The following is a 21,913-nucleotide window of genomic DNA, read 5'->3' as shown; positions in this document are numbered from 1 at the left end:
GGATATCGATTGCAGTCTGGAGAATACGAGAACACGAAGATCAAGTTGCCTGTTTTAAGGTATCTGGTTTTATTTATCATATTCCTCTGTCTGGTCTCTGGCTGTGAGCCGAACTCTGCTGATTCTGTTGTGTTATTGCAAAAGGCTAGAACGGCTCTTTCTGAAAAAGACTTTGAACGTGCCATTTCTTTGGCCACAGAGGTATCTGTTAATGCTCCCGAGCGATCAGAATCGCTACTACTGGCTGGGGAAGCAGCTATGCGTAGTCAGCGATTTAGTGACGCACTGAAATACTTTCAATTGGTGATTGATTTTGAAGGAGAGAATAAACACACCAAGCTCGCCAGATTCTCTTCTGCCGAAGTCTACCGTGAACTTGGACAATTGACGAATGCAATTCAGTTCTATCAACAGGTACTGCAAGCAAATCCAGACAATGTTGCCACGCATGAGCGTCTCGCATTTTTGTTAAGCACCACGGGAGCGCGCTGGGAAGCGTTGCCCCATTTTTTCTTTTTAGTCCGTAGTGGATCGGCCACGATAAACGAGTTGGCAATTTTCGCCGATCTTGACCGACATGTTGAACATAAGCCGTTCCTTGAGTCTTGCTTGCTGAAATCAAAAAAAGATTCCTACGTGCGATTCGGACTGGCTGCACACCGGTTTTGGGATGGTGATCCTGCAAAGGCAAAGGAAAGTCTGAGTCAAATTGTTGAGGAAACGCCCAAGTTGATATCCGCACAGGCGATGTTGGGTGAATTACTGCTCGATGAAAAAGAGGAACAATTTACTCATTGGCACCAGGGACTACCTGAAGTCGCAGAGGCACATCCCGATATCTGGTACGTTCGAGGTCTTTGGGCGCGCCGTCATGATAAACGTCAAATGGCCGCGCATTGCTTCTGGCAATGTATTCGCCGCGATCCAAGACATCGGCGCGCCACAGTTCAACTCAGTCAGGTATTAGCATCACTTGACGACAATTCGACAGCAGTTTTTCGCGAGCGTGCGATAGAGATGGTTGAACTGACTCAACAGGTTGATGATGTATTACGAAGTAATGGCCTCAACGAAGCAGCATTTCAACGAACCCTGGAATTATTGGAGAAAATGGGGCGAATTTGGGAAGCATGTGCCTGGGGAGTCGTGGCACGAGACCTGTTTTCCACCGCCGATTGGCCGCAAGAAAATTTAACGCGATGTGCGCCTCTGTTGAATCGGGACCTGCCGCTGGTTCAAGACGCACAAAATCTGGCAAAAAAAAATGATCTATCATCTTATCCAGAGTTTCAATTACCGCAAATCAATCTCCATCTCTCGGCTGGCGAGACTGAAGCTCCTGTCGATGCATTGATCCAGTTTTCATTATCAAGTAACGGTATCGATTTTACCTACTTCAATGGCCCCGATCCATCGACCAGGGGCGTACGTGTCTTTGAGTCAAATGGGGGAGGGGTAGCCGTTGTAGACTTCGACGGAGACGAATGGCCCGACTTATACTTTACCCAAGGGGCAGAATGGAAATCTGGTAAAAGGGAGCCTTCCCCATCCAGAATTTACACCGACCGATTGTTCCGAAACGTGGGTGATTCATTTGAAGAGATTACGGTTCAATCAGGGCTTGGGAATCAGGGCTACGGCCAGGGTCCGACTGTAGCCGACTTCGATAACGACGGATTTCCTGATCTCTATATCGCCAACATTGGTCGCAATCGACTTTACCATAACAATGGAGACGGCACTTTCGAGGATGTTACAGATAAGTGTGGTCTAACGGGAGAGCAGTGGACGGCGAGTTGTGTTGTTGTTGACTTGAACGCGGATGGACTTCCGGATGTGTTTGATGTCAACTACCTCATGGGACAGAATGTCTATACTGCTATTTGTGAGGGATTGGCCTGTTCACCCTCTGTATTCGTTGGGACGCCCGATCGACTGCATCTGAATCAGGGAGATGGAACGTTTAAGTTCATCCCGGATATGACTCCTGTTTCCGGTGCAAAAGGTCTGGGGGTTGTGGCGTCAAATCTGCATGATCGCGAACGGCCAAGCCTCTTTGTGGCCAACGATCAAACTCCCAATTTTCTGCTCCAGGCTTCAGGTACAGACGACGCCTCCGGAATCCGAATGGAAAATCGAGGATTTATCGATGGAATCTCTCACAACGAAGATGGACTTGCAATGGCCTGTATGGGGATCGCTGCGGACGACGTGGACGGTGACGGGCGGATCGATTTCTTTGTTACGAACTTCAAAGATGAATCGAACACACTCTACTTACAGGACACCGAGGGGCTCTTTTTTGATGCAACCAAGAAAGCAGGCCTTGCCGGTCCGAGTTGGCCGTTTGTCGGTTGGGGAACGCAGTTTCTGGATGCGGATCTCGATGGTGCAGTAGACCTTGTTGTGGTGAATGGTCATGTTGATGACTATCGCGATAGGGGAGGAGAATATCAAATGCGGTCCCAGTTTTTCAAAAACAGGGGCAGCGGTCAATTTACCGAACTTTTTGCAGATGATGTTGGACCATGGTTCGAAAAAAAGATATTGGGACGCGGTTTGGCACGACTTGACTGGAATCGAGATGGATTGATGGATTTTGTCGTTTCCCAAATCGGGGAACCAGCTTCACTCATGACCAACCGAACTGCTGGAAGTGGTAATTTCATCAGTATACAGTTGATTGCGACGAAATCGGCCCGCGATGCCATTGGTTCCAGCGTTGAGGTCGTCGTGGAGAATCGACGATGGAAGAAGCAATTAGTCGCCGGAGATGGCTATTTGTCGAGTAACCAGCGGATGCTTCAATTCGGATTGGGAAAGGCTGAGTTTGTAAAAGAATTGCAAATCTCCTGGCCATCGGGAGGGGAATCTATAATGAAAAACCTGCCAGTCAATGTCACTCTTAAAGTTGTAGAGGAAGGAGCAAATTTTACACTCTGGCGTAACTCGGATCTCGAAATTCCCGGAGCAGAAGTGATATTAGAATACCAGAAGAATGCGCTAAATTCTAATGCGTTATTGGAGTACTAAAATGTCCGTCAGAGACAACGATTCAGCTCCACAATCCCGAGCGAAGCGGTGGATTGCTGTATTGGGCATTGCTTTGCTGGTCGTCATGGGGGGGGCATGGTACCAATTGGGGAGATCAGCCGCGCGAGTAGAACGATTGATGTATCAGGCTCAACGTGATCACTCCATGGGAAGAGAACAACAGGCAGAAAGAAATGCCGCTGAAGTTTTAAAAATCAATCCGAGTTTTGATGAGGCAGCATTCCTTGCGGCTGAGTGTGCCGCATCACAGGGCAAGTTCCAAGATGCCCTGGATTATCTGAAGCAATTACAAACATCGAACACAGAGATTCTGGTTCGTTCAGCGTTATTCACGTCTGAATTACAGCATTATCAGCTTTCTCGTTTTTCTGATGCAGAACGATCTTACCGCATAGTTCTTGCTCTCGATTCAGAAAATATTCAAGCTAATTCCCATCTTGCGAGACTTCTTGGGTTATGCGGACGTCGACGTGAGGCAATTCCCCATGTTTTGAATCTGATTCGTCAAGGTATAGAAACAGATTTGTTATTACTTCTTGCTCGAGAATCGGGAGTCATTAATGACCTGGAAGCGCTCGAACGGGCACGCGCAGCAGTTCCTGAAGATGCAAATCCCTTGCTGGGTCTTGCCTGGCATGCCGCAGAGAAAGAATACACCGAACGTGCCATCCAATTATTACGAGATGCGATAGAACGACAACCTGATCTCATAGCCGCCCATGTTGCGCTGGGGCGTCAATTGCTGATTGCAGGACGGTATAACGAACTGATTGTCTGGGAAAAACAAATTCCACCCGCAGCATATGAAGATGCAGAGACTTGGCTTGTTCGAGCACAAATCGCTGAAAAAGAGGGTTTGAAAGAAGCGGCGATTCGTTGTTATTGGGAAGCGGCCTTTCGCGCTCCGGAGTTAAAACTCCCCAATTTTCGTCTTGCCAATCTTCTTGACGAAATTGGAGAGACACAAACTGCTAAAAAATTTGCAAAACACACAGTCCGTCTACAAGAACTGAATGTCGTTCAGGATCGATTTTTTTCAACGAGCGATAATGCGAGCATCGAACCGGCATTGGAACTAGCAAAAAGTTACGAATTGACTGGACGCATCTGGGAAGCATATGCCTGGTGTCAACTGGGAGTTCGTGTTGATCCAGAGCATCAAAATGCACAACGTTATCTGGAAGAATTGCGAGCAAAAATCAAGGGGATTCCATTGAGCTTGACTGTCAACACTGCGAATGTCGCACAGTCTGTGGACTACTCGATGTATTCTCTTCCTCGTTTTCGAGAGATCCCTTTATCATCAGACAAAGTTCGTTTAAACAAGTCATCGATGATGTCTTTTCGAGACGATGCCGAAGCAAGTGGTCTGCACTTTCAGTATTTTAATGGAACCGAGGGACGTCCTTCTCGGAGGATGTTCGAGTTTACGGGCGGCGGTATCGGTGTGCTCGACTTTGATATGGATGGTTATCCCGATATCTACTTCACACAAGGGAGACCCTGGCCACCCGACGAGCATGCCAATCGTGATTCCGATTGTCTTTTTAGAAATTGTGAAGCAATAAGGTTTGAAGATGTGACTACCGATGTGGGCATTCACGAAAGTGGCTTTGGACAGGGAGTCTCCGTTGGAGACGTTAATTCGGATGGATTTCCCGATCTCTACGTCGCAAACATTGGAGCCAATTATTTGTGGACGAACAATGGCGATGGCACGTTTTCTGACACCACTGTAGAAGCGGGAGTGGGCGGCAGTCAATGGACTACGAGTTGCGTGCTGGCTGATCTGAACGCAGACGGATTGACAGACATCTATGCAGTTAACTATTTAACCGCGGACGATGTGTTTGAACGTATTTGTCAACACCCTGACGGTTCACCACGCGCGTGCTTACCCTTTCACTTTCAGGGAGAGATTGATCGCTTATGGCTCAATGATGGAAACGGCCACTTTACTGATATGACAAAGGGCTTTCTGTCCGTTGAACCGAGTGGAAAAGGACTTGGCGTAGCTGTGTGGGACGCATACGGATCGGGACAATTAAGTCTCCTTGTCGCCAATGATACTGTACCAAACTTTTTTTTCGTGAATGAATCCGGTAGTGATCATCAGCCCCGTTTGCAAGAGCGGGGAATCGCGGCCGGTCTTGCTCTCAATGAGGATGGAAAGGCCGAGGGGTGTATGGGAATTAGCCTCGGTGATCTCAACGATGATGGGCAATTGGACGTTCACATAACGAACTTCCTTAGTGAATCAAATACGTTCTATGTAAATTCATCAATAGGGTATTATGAAGATCGTACGCGCATGATGGACCTTCATTCTCCCACATTGAATGTTCTCGGGTTTGGAACACAGTTTCTAGATCTGGATCTTGACGGACGTCTCGAATTATTCGTGTCAAATGGTCACGTTGATGACTTGCGCCAGCAGGGGCGACCCTACAAAATGCTACCACTACTGTTTCAATGGAATGGACAGCGATTTTCAAAAGTTGATGGTACCGTTTTGGGTTCGTATTTTCAGGAAAAACGATTGGGACGATCTGTTGCTAGAATAGATTGGAATCGGGATGGTCGCAACGATCTCATTGTCGGTCATCTTGAAGGTGGCTCCGCACTTTTGACAAATACGAGTGTTCCTGCAGGTAATTATCTTTCACTTCGATTATTCGGAGTGGAATCGAATCGAGATGCCATTGGGACAACGGTTCAAGTTCGAATTGATAATAAAACGATTACACGTCAGCTTACCGCAGGAGACGGCTACCAAGCCAGTAATGAGCGTCGTCTCATTGTCGGTCTGGGCAATGCCAGACAAATTGACGAATTGATTGTCCGCTGGCCTTCAGGCAAAGTGCAGAAATTTAAAAAGGTCTCGGTTTCTCAAGAGCTCTGGCTTGCAGAAGGAGGAAAACTCTTTTCAAGTGTCTCAGACCAGTCAATTCCGTCGATTGCTTTAGATTAAAAAACTTCAATAATACGACCCAAGGATCTGTTATTCAGGTCGATTTACTGTATCTGATTTCTTGGTCTGGCTTTGCGCTACTTTTTGTCTGCTGGTTTCTTGACATTCACAGTGATCAAATCTGACCAGACTGCAAATTTATTACTTTTTGCTGATGCTTTTGATTCCGTTGATTTTGCTTTTGCGGCTAATTGTGTTTTCACTTTTTCGGCCTGAACCAGTTTAGCTGCTGCCGTTTTAGACGCTTTGAGTGCTGTGTCGTAATCCGCCTGCGCCTTTTTCAGTTTTATTTGTCGTTCAGATTCTGAACCGGATTGGGCTGCATTTTGTTTGGCTTGATTCAGCATAGTCTTTGTTTTTTCAACAGTTGCTTTCGTGCGATCTACATCGGACTTAACTTGTACGACCAGGTTTTCTATGCGTTTCAATTCAGCAGCAGCTTTTTTACTCGCTTGTAGGTTATGCTGGTATTGAGTCACGCCGACTCCCAATAGTGCAAATTGATAACGCCCGGCTTCCGCTTTGAAATTGCCATTTGGTTTAAAGTCAATCACCAGTTTTCCGTCAGTTTTGTTCTCCGCAATATTGACTGTAGGAGGACTGCGTAACATACCGAATAGACCATGCGGTTCTATTGTCAGGTTTCCCGTCCGTTTGCCATTGTTGATAATTTTGATGGGGATTTCTAGTTTTTGATTGAGTTCGACTGTATATTCTTTGTTTTCCACAGGCGCCAGAATCACAGGTGCTTTTTCGTGTTCATTCACGGAAAGGGGAATACGTGTCGTAAGTCTGGAACGCACTCGAATGGCATCGGAAAAGATATGTCCCCAGATCAAAGAGGCAAACTTTGCTTCACGGACAATTTGTTGTTGATTAATTTGTGCCTTTCCAATGATTTTAATTTCACCTGCCCAGGTTTTCGCAGATGGATCAGCAGAAATGATAAGGATTCCACGATCCGTTTTTCCACTGAGCGTCAAAGGCTGCGCGGTGACTCCCTGTGGTAAATTCTCGGCGGTAATTACGATTTCCCCAGTAAAATCATCCTGGCGTGGCGCGACAATACGGACGCCCCATTTGGCTCCCTTTCTTAAAAGCGGAGTCACTGAATAGCCCGTTCGTCCGGTAGGCAGGGGGCGTTCTGTTGTAGCAATCAATTGAAAATCTGGTTTGGGTTCTCGAATCGCCAGACGGTAAATATCGGCTGGACTACCTCCGCCAAACTGATTGAGCACTGTTACCGCATAGTCACCATCATGTTCTGCGACGAAAGAAACAGCGGCATCATTCGAGTTGAGGTTGATTGCATCTTTATTATGAACGCTGAAAAAAGAGGGAAGGTCATCATTCTCGGCTACTTTTTTGAGAGTTTCCACTCCCTCTTTTGATCGCATGATCTGGCGGACTTCCAGAGCGGGATCGACTTGAGATTGCATGCGGTCAGAAATGACCTCGATACAATAAGTCTTTCCTTTTTCAGTGCGAAATCGAAAAACATCTTCATCGTTCGGTTCATCAAAACGTCCGGCGATTTCTACCGGCAGGGTAACCTGCTGTTGATTTAAGTGAGACGATTCAATCACTACAGGCCCGGTAGCGAAACCGATCTTTACGGAATTAGAATTCTCGAGTTGAAACTCTGACGCACGTAATAGACCCTGCCTGGGAGTCCCGGGTTGGAAACTGGCAGGGGGCGTAGGCACATCGGGCATTCGAATTTCGACTTCGAGCGATTCCAGTTGTTGTCCATTGAGCGTAACGGATTTTCCCAAACTACCACCTGGTAAATTCCGTCCATATACCGTGTAAATGTTTTTTGAACCCGGTTCACCTGCGGGAGGAAAAACAAAGTCAATGTGGGGTTTGTCAGAGATGCTCAATCGATAAAAATGGTTTCCTCCCCCTCGGTAAAGAATATCAGAAATAGCCACATAAAATTCGTTATCCTGTTTCGAGTTGATTTCGATAAAAGGATCGCGACCGTACCAGTCACGGTTGCGATTTACTTCGCGACCTTTTGAATCATAAACAATGATCTGGCCATCCATCTTCGAATCAATTCGCTCAGCAAGAATTTCGATTAATATTCGTTGACCGGCGGTTGCCTTGAATTTGTACCAATCAATGCCCCGTGAAGCGACACTGCCCGTTATCACGGAATTCACATCAACAGACATCGCTGTCTCTCTGGTTGCATGGTTTCCGGACTCACTCACTTCGCGACTATCAGCGGCAGCGACAACAAAGGGCCTGGCTGTAGAGAGTCCAAAATAAGAGACGGCGCGCGCTTCATAGATTCCAGGGGGAACGTTCTGTGCTACTGTGACAGTGAATTTTGAACCTTGGATACGTGCTTTCGGAAAAAAATCGTCTGCAGGCAATAAGACGGGTTTGGCCGTGATGCCGGGGTGAGTAAAACGCAGTTCGGTGGCATCATCCAGGTTCGTTCCGCTGATAGTCACTTCAATGCTTTTTCCTGCAGAGGCTGCAAATGGTTCGACCCGTGCCAGATCAGCAGTTGGTAATTGTGCTAATACTACCTGTTGATAGAACAGGGCAACCAACATCGTAAGGAAATAAAATTGTGTCAGTTTTATTGCGTTCATTTTGAATTCATTCATTGCATTTTAATGGTTGAATAAAAATTCTTTTGTATTGATCATAACCCAGATAATGTCTTCATAGGCATCTTTTTCAGCTTGTCCCATCGACAATTTCTTCGGGTCAGCTTTCGATTGTTTTCGTTTTTTCTCCAAATGTTTCAAAGCTGTATCAAGTTCGTTTTGTGTAGGTAACCGAGACAGGGCATGCAAATATAATTCGTTAATATGGGTTTGATCATCTTTCATTTTGTCACGCGCCAGTTGGGCTGCTCTTCCATCTGGAGCGGAAAGAAGTTTCTGCATCGCATAGGAATTGATGAGATGCAGGCTTTGGGATAAATCAGCATTCGCTGTTCGCTCGCATTCACAAGCGGTATCCATTTGCGGCCGGCCGAACACGCGCAGAAAGAATGATTCCAGGTTGGCTGAATCGTCGGGTAGTGCGACAGCACGGACTCCCACTGGTTGATGATTGAAATTATTCTTCGCGCCGGCCGTATCATTCATAGCATCAAGCATTACCTCAGCAGTGAGTCGGCGGGGGTAATATCGTGCGTAGTTTTGTTCGTCATCTTTGTTGTGTTCGTTGGGGAATGAACTGAGTTGGTAGGTGCGACTATTACAGATAGTACGGCAGACTTCTTTTAAATCATAATTTGATTTGACAAACGAATCTGCTAAAGCATTAAGTAATGCTGGATGAGTTGCCGGGTTTGTCACCCGAATATCATCTTCCGGTTCAACAAGTCCTCGTCCAAAGAAATGTTTCCAGTAACGATTCACGAGCATCTTGGCGAAGAAGGGATTCTTTGGCGAAGAGATCCAATTTGCTAAGTCAATCCTTGGATCTCTTTGCGCAGGGATTTCCAACGCGACTTCATCGAGAGGCGTGGGTTTGAGTTCGCGATCAGTGTTGGGATTTTTGGCAACAGCCACAATACGTTTATGGTAGATGATGTCATCTTCAGGCAGCTTATAAACCTCTTTGCGTCCAATCGTATTAAAGAATGCCTGAAAGCCATAGAAATCATCCTGACTCCACTTTTCATAGGGATGGTGGTGACACTGTGCACATTGAATACGCACGCCTAGAAAAACCTGGGCAATATCTGACATCTGGTCTTTGGGATCTTTAACTGCTCTATACCAGGAAACGGCTGGATTGGTACCTGGTTTACCGCGGGCCGTGATTAACTCAGTCACAAATTGATCGAACGGTTTGTTGCTGGAGATGCTGCTTCGAATCCAGGCATGAAACCCGAATGTTTCTCGTGCAACCTGTTCCAGATTTCCTCCCGCTTTGTTACGTAAGATTCCCGCCCATTTTGCGGCAAATAAATCTGCGTACCCTGAGCTATCTAATAAGTCGTCAATTTTTCGAGCACGTTTGTCAGGTCGTTTATCTGACAAAAATTCTTGTGTTTGCTCTAAAGTGGGAAGCCTGCCGGTGATGTCTAATGTTGCGCGTCGCAGGAAAGTAGCATCATCACATTCTCCAGATGGTGGCAGCCCCAAGACCTTTAGTTTTGCAAAAATGTGTTCGTCTATAAAATTACTTGGTTTAGGCAGATTGGGAGTGGGTTTACCTAACGGAATGGTTGCCATAAATACGGAGACATGTTCTTGAAAACGAATCATGACTGACGTGGTTCCCGTGAATTCCTTGACACGGACAACGCCATGCTCATCGACCTCTGCCATCATGGGTTGATTGGGCTTGAATTCTGCTTTGCGGGTAATATCACGCGATGTCCCATCAGAAAAGTATGCCATCACAATAAGCTGCTGTGTCGATTGTCTGGGGAGTACGCGATCTTTAGGGAAAAGTTCGAGTCGTTCCACAATCGGATCGTTGTCAGGATCGTATTTCATCCCTTCTTGAATCCAACGTTTAATCAGATTGTATTCTGCTCCATTTTTTTCAAATCGTTTTCCACCATTATGCGGAATACCTCCCGTGGCTTTACGGAGCAGTAAACTAGTTTCGGGTGCTGCTGGAGAAACGCGTCGTCCTTGTGATTCTTTGGTGATGAATTCAAAATCATTACGCGGTTCATAACCAAGCAATGAGAGACGGAAGTTATTTTTTCCAGCTGGTGTGCCATGGCAGGCACCACTATTGCAGCCGGCACGAGTTAGTTGAGGAATGACATCATTGTAAAAACTGACGGCCCGTTGTTTTTCAAATGAAGAAACTTGGACAGGAAAGACAAGGGGAGCGATTGAATTGAGCTGTGCGGTGATGGTTGCCTGCCCATTCGCAATTGGTGTCACGTAGCCTGTTTTACTAACACGAACAACTCCCTCTGGCTCAACATGATAGCGCACTTCACGAGTCACATCGCGAATGCCCCCTGATTTTTCTTTCAGAGTGATCAATAATTGCTGCCGCGCGTCCGGATCGTTGAAAACAATCGTTTTCGCCTGGTTTGGGAGAAAGCCTGCGAGCTGATCGGCATAGGTCAGCTGAGGGTTCAGAATCAATAGAGCCCCCAGACAGGGGATAAGCAATCGGATTGCGAATTTTGAATTCATGGATTTATTCACATTTTGGCAGGATCATTAAGGAGTCACGGATTCTTTTTTTAGAATGTGACCTTATGTATCGTATTTGGCTGGGAAAGAAAAACTCGAAACAAATAGTTTGAATTTGCCGTGAAGCTGTAGGATCTTTAAAAAATAGATTGTTTTGCTGTGAATATCAAAAATTAATCTTGGGAGATTGTTTAATTAAATTGAACTTGTGTTTCTATTCTAATCGATGGAGAATACATTACAATACGTTGATGTATTCTTATACGAAAAGCCATATGAGTTTTTTTGTCGATTGGGATGATTAGAATGAGTGTTAATTCCAATAATCGCCGCTGTGCGGGCCCTATGAAACGGCGAACGTTCCTTGAATTAGGGGGATCAAGCCTCTTAGGCTTAGGGATGGTTGATATTCTTCGTCAACAGGCAATCGCAAAGGCTGCCCGAGTTTCTTTAAATGATACTTCAGTGATATTCGTCTGGCTTCCCGGTGGTCCTCCCCATATGGAAACCTATGACATGAAGCCGGGCGCGCCGGCTGAATATCGGGGTGAACTAGGCCCGATCCACACAAATGTGCCCGGTCTCGATGTTTGTGAAATGTTACCACAACATGCCAAAGTAGCCGATAAATTTAATTTGATTCGTTCAATTCATCATGAGTTTGCCGATCATGGAGGCGGCCATAAGCGATTAATGACAGGTCGGGTTCCTGCGACACCGGTGGGAACTGTCAATGATGCACCTGCAGTCAGTAGCATTGTGAAAAAGATGTTACAAAAAAATGGCAATGAAATGCCGGTTTGTGTAAGTGAAGTCGATTCCTCTCGCGCCTCAATTGATACCTTTGCCATGGGGCCCGCTTATCTCGGTGCTTCAATGACTCCATTTATAGTGGCAGGAGATCCCAGTGCTCCTGATTTCAAAGTGCAAAACATCGGAGTCAAATCTTCGATGGAAGCCCGCCTGGACGATCGGATTGCCATGTTGAATGGCATTGATAATTTTCGGCGAGATGTTGACAAAAGCGGTTCGATGAAAGCAATGGACAGCTTCAATCGCCAGGCTGTCGATATGCTGACAAGTGAAAAAGTGCGTAACGCATTTGATCTCTCCAAGGAACCAAAAGAAATCCGCGATCGCTATGGTTGGAATGCTTATGGCCAGCGGGCTATTTTGGGACGACGACTCGTCGAATCTGGTGTGAGGTTTGTCACAATGGTTTGGGAGCATCCCTATCCTGGCAAAGGAACTCCCAAAACAGCTGCATATAACTGGGATTCTCACGCTGTCAATGCTCATCTGTTTAAAGACTGTGACTGGCGTTTACCACCTTATGACCAGGCTGTTTCAGCACTCATTGAAGATTTATATCAACGCGGACTGGACCGAAAGGTATTACTCGTAGTCACTGGCGAATTCGGACGAACTCCAAAAATCAATGTACAACGTGGAACACAAACGGGTGTGATGCAACCTGGTCGAGATCACTGGCCAAAGGCCATGTCTGTCCTTGTTTCCGGTGGTGGAATGCGAACCGGTCAAGTCATCGGCGCAACCAATCCCAGAGGTGAATATCCTGTTGAACGTCGAATGACCCCCAATGACCTTTGGGCCACCGTATATCGTCACCTGGGAGTTGATCATGAACATGTTTTACATGACCTCCAGGGGCGGCCCGTGGCGATCTTGCCCTTCGGCAAACCGATTCGTGAACTCTTGCCAACATCCGCCTGAATAACTGGTTAGAGACTTCTTTCTAACCTATACCCTGTGCCCAGTTTTGGTTCAAACAGACTCGCTTTCGGAGTAAAGCACGATCTTTTGTGGCAATTTGTGCGCATCTGATATTGATTCATGATTCTTAAAAAAGCTGCTTCAAGTGTGTGACCGATTCAGATGAAAGTCGTTTTCTTGAACCACACACTGAACGAAACAATCAGTCAATTCTGCTACTGATTCGTTGTTTTCCTGAAGAACGCATTCATTGCTCTCTTACCATCGGTTATCTGGTGCCTGCTTGGCAGTCCAAAAAAATAAGATGTGTAAAAAATCACATCTAGACACAGGGTACAGCTGCGTTGTTAAAATGAGAAAGTTCTGAGTTTGGAATGGTTCCAGACCCAACTCATATCAGAAACCATGGACATTGCTGTTTGACCTGGGCCGAAACAGCTTCCGCGCCAAGTTAATTCTGGGCACGTTAGTAGTAATCGGCCGCCTGTCTATCTTGCGGCTTTCTGCTCGCACCCGGTAATAGCAGTGTTACAGTGAGCCAAACGCGTTTCAGCATCATCTGGATCCTGATTTCGTGCCAACTCTATACTCTCCACACGCTGAATCTCAGCGTTATGGGGAATCACTGCCTTGGCACAGACTGAAAGGACTCTGCGTTCGCAGAGTTGATGAGATGAAACGACTTTACGTTAACCTTCTGCAATGGTTCGCTAAACGACACATCGCTCCCAGAAGCTCTCGCGCCCAGAACACACGACAAATCGAGTCGCTCGAAGTGCGAACAATGCTTGCGGCTCATCCGCTGGCTAACGCGCCTGATGTCCAATTTCAAGTCGAAAACGATTGGGGCTCAGGACGCACGGCTAGTTTGACTCTCACTAACGATGAAGCGACAGACTTCACAGACTGGCAACTCGAGTTTGATTATAGTGGCGAGATCCAGTCGCTCTGGAACGCTGAGGTCGAGAATCTCGGTGGCGGCCGTTATCGAATAACACCTCCAAATTGGGATAACACACTGGATGCTGGCGAGTCGTTGGCGATCGGCTTTGTTGCCGTTGGTAATCACAGTGAGCCAACAGGATTTGCTTTTCAGGGTAATGGGAGCCCGGGAGATCCCGACCCGGACCCGGATCCTGTAGAAGGGGCACCGAACAAGCCGAGTGTGAGCGTCCTTGCCGATTTCAATACGGGTGGTTTCCGTGTGACTCTGAATCTCTGGGCAGGAGATCCTGCCGATCATTGGAAATTATACGAGAATGGCGAACTGATTTACGAAGCCTCTTTGTCGGGAAGTTCGACTCCTCAAACAGATAGCCTGCTTATCACGAACAGAGACTATGGGGTTTTTCGGTATCAGGTCGAGGTCAGCAATGAGAGCGGCACAACTCTCAGCGATGAAATGGTCTATGTTGCTGGCGGTGCCAGTCCGATCGGCATTGAGGGAGTGGATGCGACCGAGCAAGCGCTGCAGGTCACCATTGACCAGGCGACTGTTGAATACACGCTCACTTCTTCCAGCGAATCCGCACAATTCAGCATTGCCACCAGCAACTCACGAGTGGTCCAGGCTGAAATTGTAAACGGTAATACGTTACGGATTACCGGCCTTGAAGCGGGACGGGCATCGATACGGATTACCGATGCCGAATCCGGCGAAGATCGCTTTATTGGGGTTCGCGTGCGCACAGAAAATGGTGAATTGCCGGGGTTACCAGACTATGTCACGATTGGTTCAGTAAGCGAAGATACCACAGGCGATCTGGCATTTTGGCAGGATTTCGATAGTAGCGATCCGTTGACGAACAAATATGTTGACTCGCGCTACATCTACCTCAACGGCGGTCCGATCAGTGGCTGGCGGAGTTGGGACCCGGACCGCGTGCATAGTTATCTCCGTGAAAGCCTCAAACTGGGAATGATTCCGCAATTTGTTTATTACAATATTCCCGATGCTGGCGAAAGCTATACGACGAATCTTGAGCATATCAACAGTCTGTCGTACATGGAAAACTATTTCCGTGATCTGAAATTTGTGCTGGATACCATCCGTACCGAAGCCGGTGACGAACTGGTGCAGATGATTCTGGAACCGGACTTCATCGGTTATCTGATGCAGAATGCGGATGCGCCAGCCAGTGCGATCTCTGCCATGACGAGCGCCGCTTATAGCAGTGGTGTGCTACAAGCGGGCGTCGATCCGCAGTTTGATAACTCGGCGGCAGGGCTCATTCAGGCAATCAATTACACGATTAGCAGTTACGCCCCGAATGTGGAGTTCGGCTGGCAGTTCAACCTCTGGGCTTCTCCCGGTATCGAAACACCAATCCCCATAACGGGAATTGTACATCTGACTGATACGCTGGGAATCAATGCGGGACGCGCAGCAATTGCCCGCGAAGCGGAACTAATTGCGCAGTATTACATGGATGCGGGAGTACTCAGCTACGGTGCGGACTTTATCTCTCTCGATAAATACGGATTAGATGCGGGGGCAGAGAACGGTGCGGCCAGCAACCCGGAAGCCAGCACATGGTTTTGGAACAACGATCACTGGCATAATTATTTACTGATTGTCCAGACCCTCACGGAAACGACGGATCGAGAAATGGTCCTCTGGCAGATCCCCGTTGGTCATATCAATAACAGCCTTGCGCAGAATCCCTACGATGCGAATGGAGTTTTTGATCCACTCACCAACACGACACGTCAATATGAAGACTCTGCTCCCACATTCTTCCTGGGAGATACCTTTACGGCAACCGGCGATCGTCTGGATTACTTCTCATCAAATGATTTCGGCGATGACAAGCTGACCGTTTCAGGCAATACTATCACCTGGGGTTCTCATATAGAAGAAGCACGTGCCGCCGGTGTGCGTCAGATTCTGTTTGGCGCCGGTGTGGGAATCAGCACCGATTCGATTGGCAGTGAACCCACAGACGATTACTGGTGGATTACCAAAGTGCAGGAATACTATCAAAATCCTGTTCCTCTGGATGTCGTTGTTGATCCTCCTGATGTAAAGCCTTTCGTCAGCATCAGTGGAGCGACTGTTGCCGAAGGGGATAGTGGATCGGTTCTGGCTACTTTGACGATCTCCCTTTCAGAGCCTGCGACTGAGGCAGTGACGGTCAACTACCAGACCTCCAATGGAACGGCCACCGCCGGCGAAGACTATGAAGCGGCCAGTGGGCAGGTTTCATTTGCCGTTGGAGAGACTTCGAAGACGGTCACCGTTCGCATCTTTGGAGACACAGACGTCGAACCTGATGAACAGTTCTATGTGACTCTGAGTAGCCCTGTGGGTGCCGTTCTCGACAACAGTCTTTCGGTTGCCACCAACACGATTACTAATGACGATGTTTCCTCGACCGAGACCGATGTGATGGTCACAACGCCATTCGAAACAGCCGTGACAATTCCCATTGGTACATCTACGGGAGGCGACCCAGACTTCGGCAGCCATGTGCAACAATATGTGAGTGGCACACTGTTTCCCAGTCAATACAGTCAAGAGCAACTCGACGCACTGGTCAGCAACTATTATGACCAATGGAAATCGGATTGGCTGCTTGTCGATCCCGGTGGCAACGGATACCGGGTTGCGATGGACTCACAAGGTCGTACCACATCCGAAGCGCAGGGATATGGCATGTTGATCCTGTCACACCTGGATGGTTATGATCCCAACGCCCAGGCGATTTTCGATGGTCTCTTCCGATATTCTCGTGCCAATCCGAGTGTGGGTAATCCAAATCTGATGGATTGGGCACAACCGGATCCTAACGGAAATAGTAGTGCCTTCGACGGAGACGCCGATATTGCCTATGCCCTGTTGGTGGCCGATGCCCAGTGGGGCAGTGATGGTGAGATCAACTACCTTCAGGAAGCGATCACGATCATCAACGCCATTTATGACTCGACCATTGGACCGGAAAGCCATCTGCCGATGTTAGGCGATTGGGTCAATCCCAATGGTAGCCAACACAGTCAATGGACCACTCGCACCAGCGATTTCATGTACGGTCACTTCCGCGCATTTGAAGCTGCCACACAGACCGGAGCCTGGAACGAAGTCATCGCTGCCACACAGGATGTGATGACGAAATTGCAGCAGCAATCAGGAACAGGGCTGGTTCCCGACTTTGTGATTGTTGATCCCGTGACCGGCTCTGTTTCTCCTGCTCCATCCGGGTTCCTGGAAGTCAATGATCAACATTACTGGTATAACGCGGGGCGCGTTCCCTGGAGACTTGGCACGGATGCCGTTTTGAGTGGCGATGCCGTCTCCGTGGCACAAGCGCAGATGTTGTCCGAGTTCTTTCAGCAATCTTCAGGTGGTAATCCCTCGCAGATTCTGGGGGGCTATGCTCTCAACGGAACACCTCTGAATAGCTGGAGCGATCCGTTCTTCCGCGCAGCGGTAGGCGTCTCTGCCATGACCGGCTCGGATGCGGCAGATCAGTCCTGGATGAACGCCGTCTTCGACAGTGTGGCCACCACGCATTCGAATTACTATGCAGATACTGTTTCCATGCTGACCATGTTGGTCATGTCGGGGAACTTTATCGATCCGTCGTCTACGGTGGGTGAGAGTGCAACACTGCAAACGTTCACGCAGCCTGATAATGGTCAGGTCGTTAACAATCAAGATGGCACACTCACCTACATGCCGAATACTGATTTCTCTGGAAACGACAGTTTTACTTATACGACGGTCGCAGAGTCAGGCAGTATCACAATCACGACGGTACACGTCACCGTGGAGCCTTTTGTTGTGGTTGTACCTGAGATCACCATTAACAATGTGACTGTTACAGAAGGTGACAGTGGTACTTCGCAAGCCGTGTTTATTGTCTCGCTGGATCAACCGACGACGGAGTTGGTTACTGTGCAGTTTGGCACACAGAACGGTGCCGCGATTGCTGGCCAGGACTATCAGGCTGTCAGCGGACAGTTGGTCTTTCAACCAGGAGAGATGACGAAAACGATCTCAGTATCGATTTTGGGAGATAGTGTGATTGAATCCAATGAGGAGTTCCGGGTTGTACTCAATCAAGTTGTTGGTGCCACGCTGGCATCGGCAACTGGTACCGGCACGATCCAGGATAACGATGCTCCGGCGCCCACAGCCCAAGTAGACTTTAATGTGGTAAATGCCTGGAACAGCGGGTTCCAGGGGGCGATCGAAATTAAAAACGAGAGCAATGAGTCTTTGGATGGTTGGACACTGGAGTTCACCTACGATGGCGAAATTACGGATATCTGGAATGCCGAAATCGTTTCTCGCGTCGGGAATACTTATGTGATTCGTGGTGCAGCCTGGAATCGAGATATTTCCGCCAACGGTACGACTTCGTTCGGCTTTATCGGTACAGCAAGCGGACTGCCGGATCCTTTGTCTGACTTCATGCTCAATGGAAGTCCGGTTTAAAGAGTCAGTTGAATTCACTTTAATAGGGAGCTCATGTAATGAGTAAAAAGTGTCTTACCGTATTGAATTAAAGTTCGAAATTCCAAGGAACAGCCGGAAGTTCGGACTAGCAAAGGCATAGTATTTGAACTAGTCGATTCGCTGAAATACGGAAGTGTGATTCTGCGCTGAAGACTGTTGAAATAAAGTTACATGGCTTATGAAAGATGATATGCGTAAACAAAAAATAATAAATAACTACTAAGACTCATCAAAAAGTGCGATTAAGAATCGTAGTGATGCCTAGATATTTTTGAAAAGCAGACCACTTTCACTTGCTACTTTCTGAATTAGATAAATGCCAAGTCTGTAATGATCCATTGATTCCGCTTGTGACGAACCAATTAGCGTCCCAGGCAGCTGCGACATCCTGAACGAGTGAGGTGGGTATCTGAAACTGGTTGCGAATCTTACCATTTTGAGTGTCGAGAACGAATCCTGAATTAGGAAACATGACACACGCTAGTAGGTGACCGTTGTCGAAGAATGTCATAGAGCGAATATTCTTATCATGTAAGACCTTGGCCCGGATGATCCATTTCTCTGTGTCCCAGATGCGGAGCACCTTGTCATATGATGCTGTGATGAGAAAACGTCCGTCTGGTGTCAGTAGCATATAAGTCGTCTGGCCTCGTATTCCATCTAATTGTTTTTTCTGTTTACCAGTGATGGCATTCCAGACACGAACTTGCCCTTGCAAATGCCACTGCTTCCAGTCACCAGTGGACGTGAGAATATGCTCTCCGTCTGGCATCCAAATAATACGAGTGACAGGTAGTTCCTGTTTCGGAATTGTGACTTCAGTTTTGAATCTTGGTAGAGTACGGATTAAGAGTGGTCCTGCCTCTTCCGATGAAGCGATACGTTTTTCGTTGGGTGAGAGCGCGACCGCTACGACCCTTGAACCGTGACCGTAACGTTTGGAAATCAGTTTCTGCTGCGGAAGATCCCATAGTTCAACGGCGCTGCTGTATCCACAAGTTGCGAGAAGATTGCCGGTCGACGTCATCGAACCGCGCGTCACGACACCAATACCACCCGTCAACGTTTTGACCGAACCTCCTGTTGTGGCATTCCAGATTTTGACTTTTTTATCTTTTCCACCACTAACAATTGATTTTCCATTAGGGGTTACCAAGACAAACTTCGCATCACCTTTATGTGCAGCGATTTCATGTTTCAGATGGACTGTCGGTAGCCAGGAAAATACATTACCCGTGTTTGATAAGACAAGCAGACGAGAATCTTCAGGTCTAACAGCCAGTGATACAGCAGGAATCGAAGTGTTAAGCGCGGAGTGTATTTTTGCTTCAGAACAATCAACTGTTACGATTTCAGAACCAGCTGAAACTAGAAGATATTGGCTTCCTGTTGAAAAACGCAATGCACCCACTTCCAAAAATGGATGTGTTTGGGAATCAAGTAAATTTGAATTGGAGTTAGAGCGGCGAAAAGCAGCTGTGGCTGGAACGGTTACTGTACCGGTTTTATTTACTTTGACTGAATCACTAGACTCACTGATATCCCAAAGGTTTACCTGCCCGTGAGAATCTACTACAGCCAGTTGATTTCCTACCGGAGCAAAGGCAACGGCTCTAATCACGGTTTTCTGTTTCTTTTGAGGTTTGGAGGATGTCAATATGTTTAATTTTTCGAGACTCGGCAAACGAATGAGTTGCAACTCTTTGGCTCCTGAGACTATAGCTGCCAATGTCCCCGCACTATTAATAGTGATCATGTCAACTCCGAGTTTTCCAACACTCACAGTTGTAACAACACGACCAGTCGAAAGATCAACGGCAACCAATTTTCCATCGGTCGTACCGGCAATGATTTTTTTTTGTTTTATTGCTAAAACGCTGATTGTTGATTTTACTGCATTAATGCGTAGAGCAGTCGAAGCAGCGTCTTTCAGGTTCCAGAGAGAGAGAACTCCATCTTGATATCCTGCAACGATTTGCTCTCCGCTCTCGTTTACTGCAAGAGACGTGATCTTCCCAGGAGGACCCCCAAGTCTGCGGCTCTTACGCCTTGATTCCAAATCAAGAACATCAATTTCACCGTCAATTCTAGGTAATACAGCGATGTGCCCGTCTGTCGAAAGTATAGACTTCTGAACTAGTGATGATGGACGAATTGAGTCTGTGGCGGGAAAGAGTCGCTTCTGCTCCGTCGCTGTTTCTACATCCCAGATGATCAGAGCGCCATCGTAGGCAGACGATGCCAGACGGCTGTTGTCTTGTGTAAATGACATCATCACTACCGGGGCTGTGTGCCCTTTCAGCGTGCCTAGTAATTTTCGCGTGACTGCTGACCAAATCATGATTTGCCCGGTGGTCGTCCCGCCTGCGACCAGATTTTTGTCAGGTGAGAAAACAACTGCATTAATCTTCATACTCTGAAGCGCGGCTTTCACATTGGAGTTTGTCTTGTTCACTGATTCCTCATCAGGTTTCGATTCAGGGGGGCGAATCGTTTTGGGCGCCGGTTCTGGAACCGTCTTTGTTGGTTCTGAACTCGGAAGCTCAAGACTCCCTATTTCTTTAGCAGTCGCTCCATCGAAGAGAGTCGCAGTTTGTTTCCCGTCCAGAGTAATAACGAGGCGACCATCGCGTGACGGATATTTCGGATAGCGAATTCCAATCTGGGGAAATATCGGATCGGGCATGAGCCGAGTCTTTCCGACCGTCCACCACTGGAGAGATCCATTGCTTCCACAAACTAGCAGTCGCATAGCATTGGATGTGAGCGTGGAACTCTGCTCACTCAGACCAATATCAAATGGTGTTTGTTCATGAACCCGAGTCCGAGTGATTATATTTCCTGAAGCGGTGTCCCAAACTCCAGCAGTTCTATCAAAACTCAGAGATACTAGTTGATCCCCATCTGCAGAATATCGCATGCGTCTAATATCACCAAGGTGACCGCTTAGGTGTAATTTACTCGTTCCATCACTTGAATTTATCAGAGTGATTTGGTCGTTTGAATTGGCAACTGCCAATTCACTTCCATCAGGTGAGACAGCCATTGAAGTCACACCATTGAGGATCCACTTCTCCCATAAAATCGAATCACCGATGATATTTTTAACGGAAAGACGCGTGTCTTTTTTTCGGTCTCCCTCAGCAATGACCAGTTTTTGGTTCCCATTCAGCCATTCAAACCAGATAACATTTCCATAATGTGAAAATACTTGTTGTCTGTTACCTCCCCATGAAAGTACCTTTTGAGTGTGAGAAGAAGCAGCGGGAAGTTGTTTTTTTATCGCTTCTGGTGGAAGCGGAATTAATGGAAGTGGATTTTCTTTCCACGGTAATTCCCTTAAATTCCTTGATGACTTGTCTGCAATCTTTACCGATTTGGACGGCTTAACTCTGTCAGATTCTTTCTTAGTCTTGACACTTTCTATCTGAGCTTCAGCGGATTCTGATAATAAAAACACTGATTGTTGATCCGCCTCTAAACTTGGTGACGACCATAAACTGAAAATCAGTATCAAAAAAGTAGAAGCTGACCAAAGAAAGTGATTCATAATGA

Annotated in this window: 7 protein-coding genes; 4 read left to right on the top strand and 3 right to left on the bottom strand. The window is 47.2% G+C overall.

The window, feature by feature from the left end; all coding sequences use genetic code 11:
- Positions 1–9 precede the first annotated feature (9 nt).
- Together V202x_RS15630 and V202x_RS15625 are read left to right on the top strand one after the other, a co-directional pair.
- A complete protein-coding gene (locus tag V202x_RS15630) occupies positions 10–3,033 on the top strand; it encodes an FG-GAP-like repeat-containing protein (RefSeq protein WP_197992910.1) in 3,024 nt (1,007 codons plus the stop codon).
- Position 3,034: 1 nt separating this feature from the next.
- Positions 3,035–6,025 (top strand): FG-GAP-like repeat-containing protein, encoded by a 2,991-nt coding sequence (locus tag V202x_RS15625; RefSeq protein ID WP_197992909.1) that lies wholly within the window; start codon positions 3,035–3,037, stop codon positions 6,023–6,025.
- A gap of 77 nt (positions 6,026–6,102) precedes the next feature.
- Here V202x_RS15625 and V202x_RS15620 read toward each other — a convergent pair whose 3' ends face one another.
- Together V202x_RS15620 and V202x_RS15615 are read right to left on the bottom strand one after the other, a co-directional pair.
- Positions 6,103–8,634, bottom strand: coding sequence for a PPC domain-containing protein (locus V202x_RS15620; protein WP_197992908.1), 2,532 nt, complete (start codon positions 8,632–8,634; stop codon positions 6,103–6,105).
- A gap of 21 nt (positions 8,635–8,655) precedes the next feature.
- A complete protein-coding gene (locus V202x_RS15615; protein ID WP_145176746.1) occupies positions 8,656–11,166 on the bottom strand; it encodes a DUF1549 and DUF1553 domain-containing protein in 2,511 nt (836 codons plus the stop codon).
- Positions 11,167–11,472: 306 nt separating this feature from the next.
- On the opposite strand from V202x_RS15615, the gene V202x_RS15610 reads away from it, so the two are divergent.
- Positions 11,473–12,900 (top strand): DUF1501 domain-containing protein, encoded by a 1,428-nt coding sequence (locus V202x_RS15610; protein ID WP_145176742.1) that lies wholly within the window; start codon positions 11,473–11,475, stop codon positions 12,898–12,900.
- Between the two features lie 574 nt (positions 12,901–13,474).
- Complete coding sequence (locus V202x_RS15605; RefSeq protein WP_145176739.1) at positions 13,475–18,337, top strand: glycosyl hydrolase family 8; 4,863 nt, start codon at positions 13,475–13,477, stop codon at positions 18,335–18,337.
- A gap of 310 nt (positions 18,338–18,647) precedes the next feature.
- On the opposite strand, the gene V202x_RS15600 is transcribed toward V202x_RS15605, so the two are convergent.
- Positions 18,648–21,908 (bottom strand): WD40 repeat domain-containing protein, encoded by a 3,261-nt coding sequence (locus V202x_RS15600; protein WP_145176736.1) that lies wholly within the window; start codon positions 21,906–21,908, stop codon positions 18,648–18,650.
- Positions 21,909–21,913 lie beyond the last annotated feature (5 nt).

Source organism: Gimesia aquarii, assembly GCF_007748175.1.
GTDB lineage: Bacteria > Planctomycetota > Planctomycetia > Planctomycetales > Planctomycetaceae > Gimesia > Gimesia aquarii_A.
Note: the sequence above shows the minus strand (reverse complement) of the source record. Positions and strands in the feature narration are given on the sequence as shown.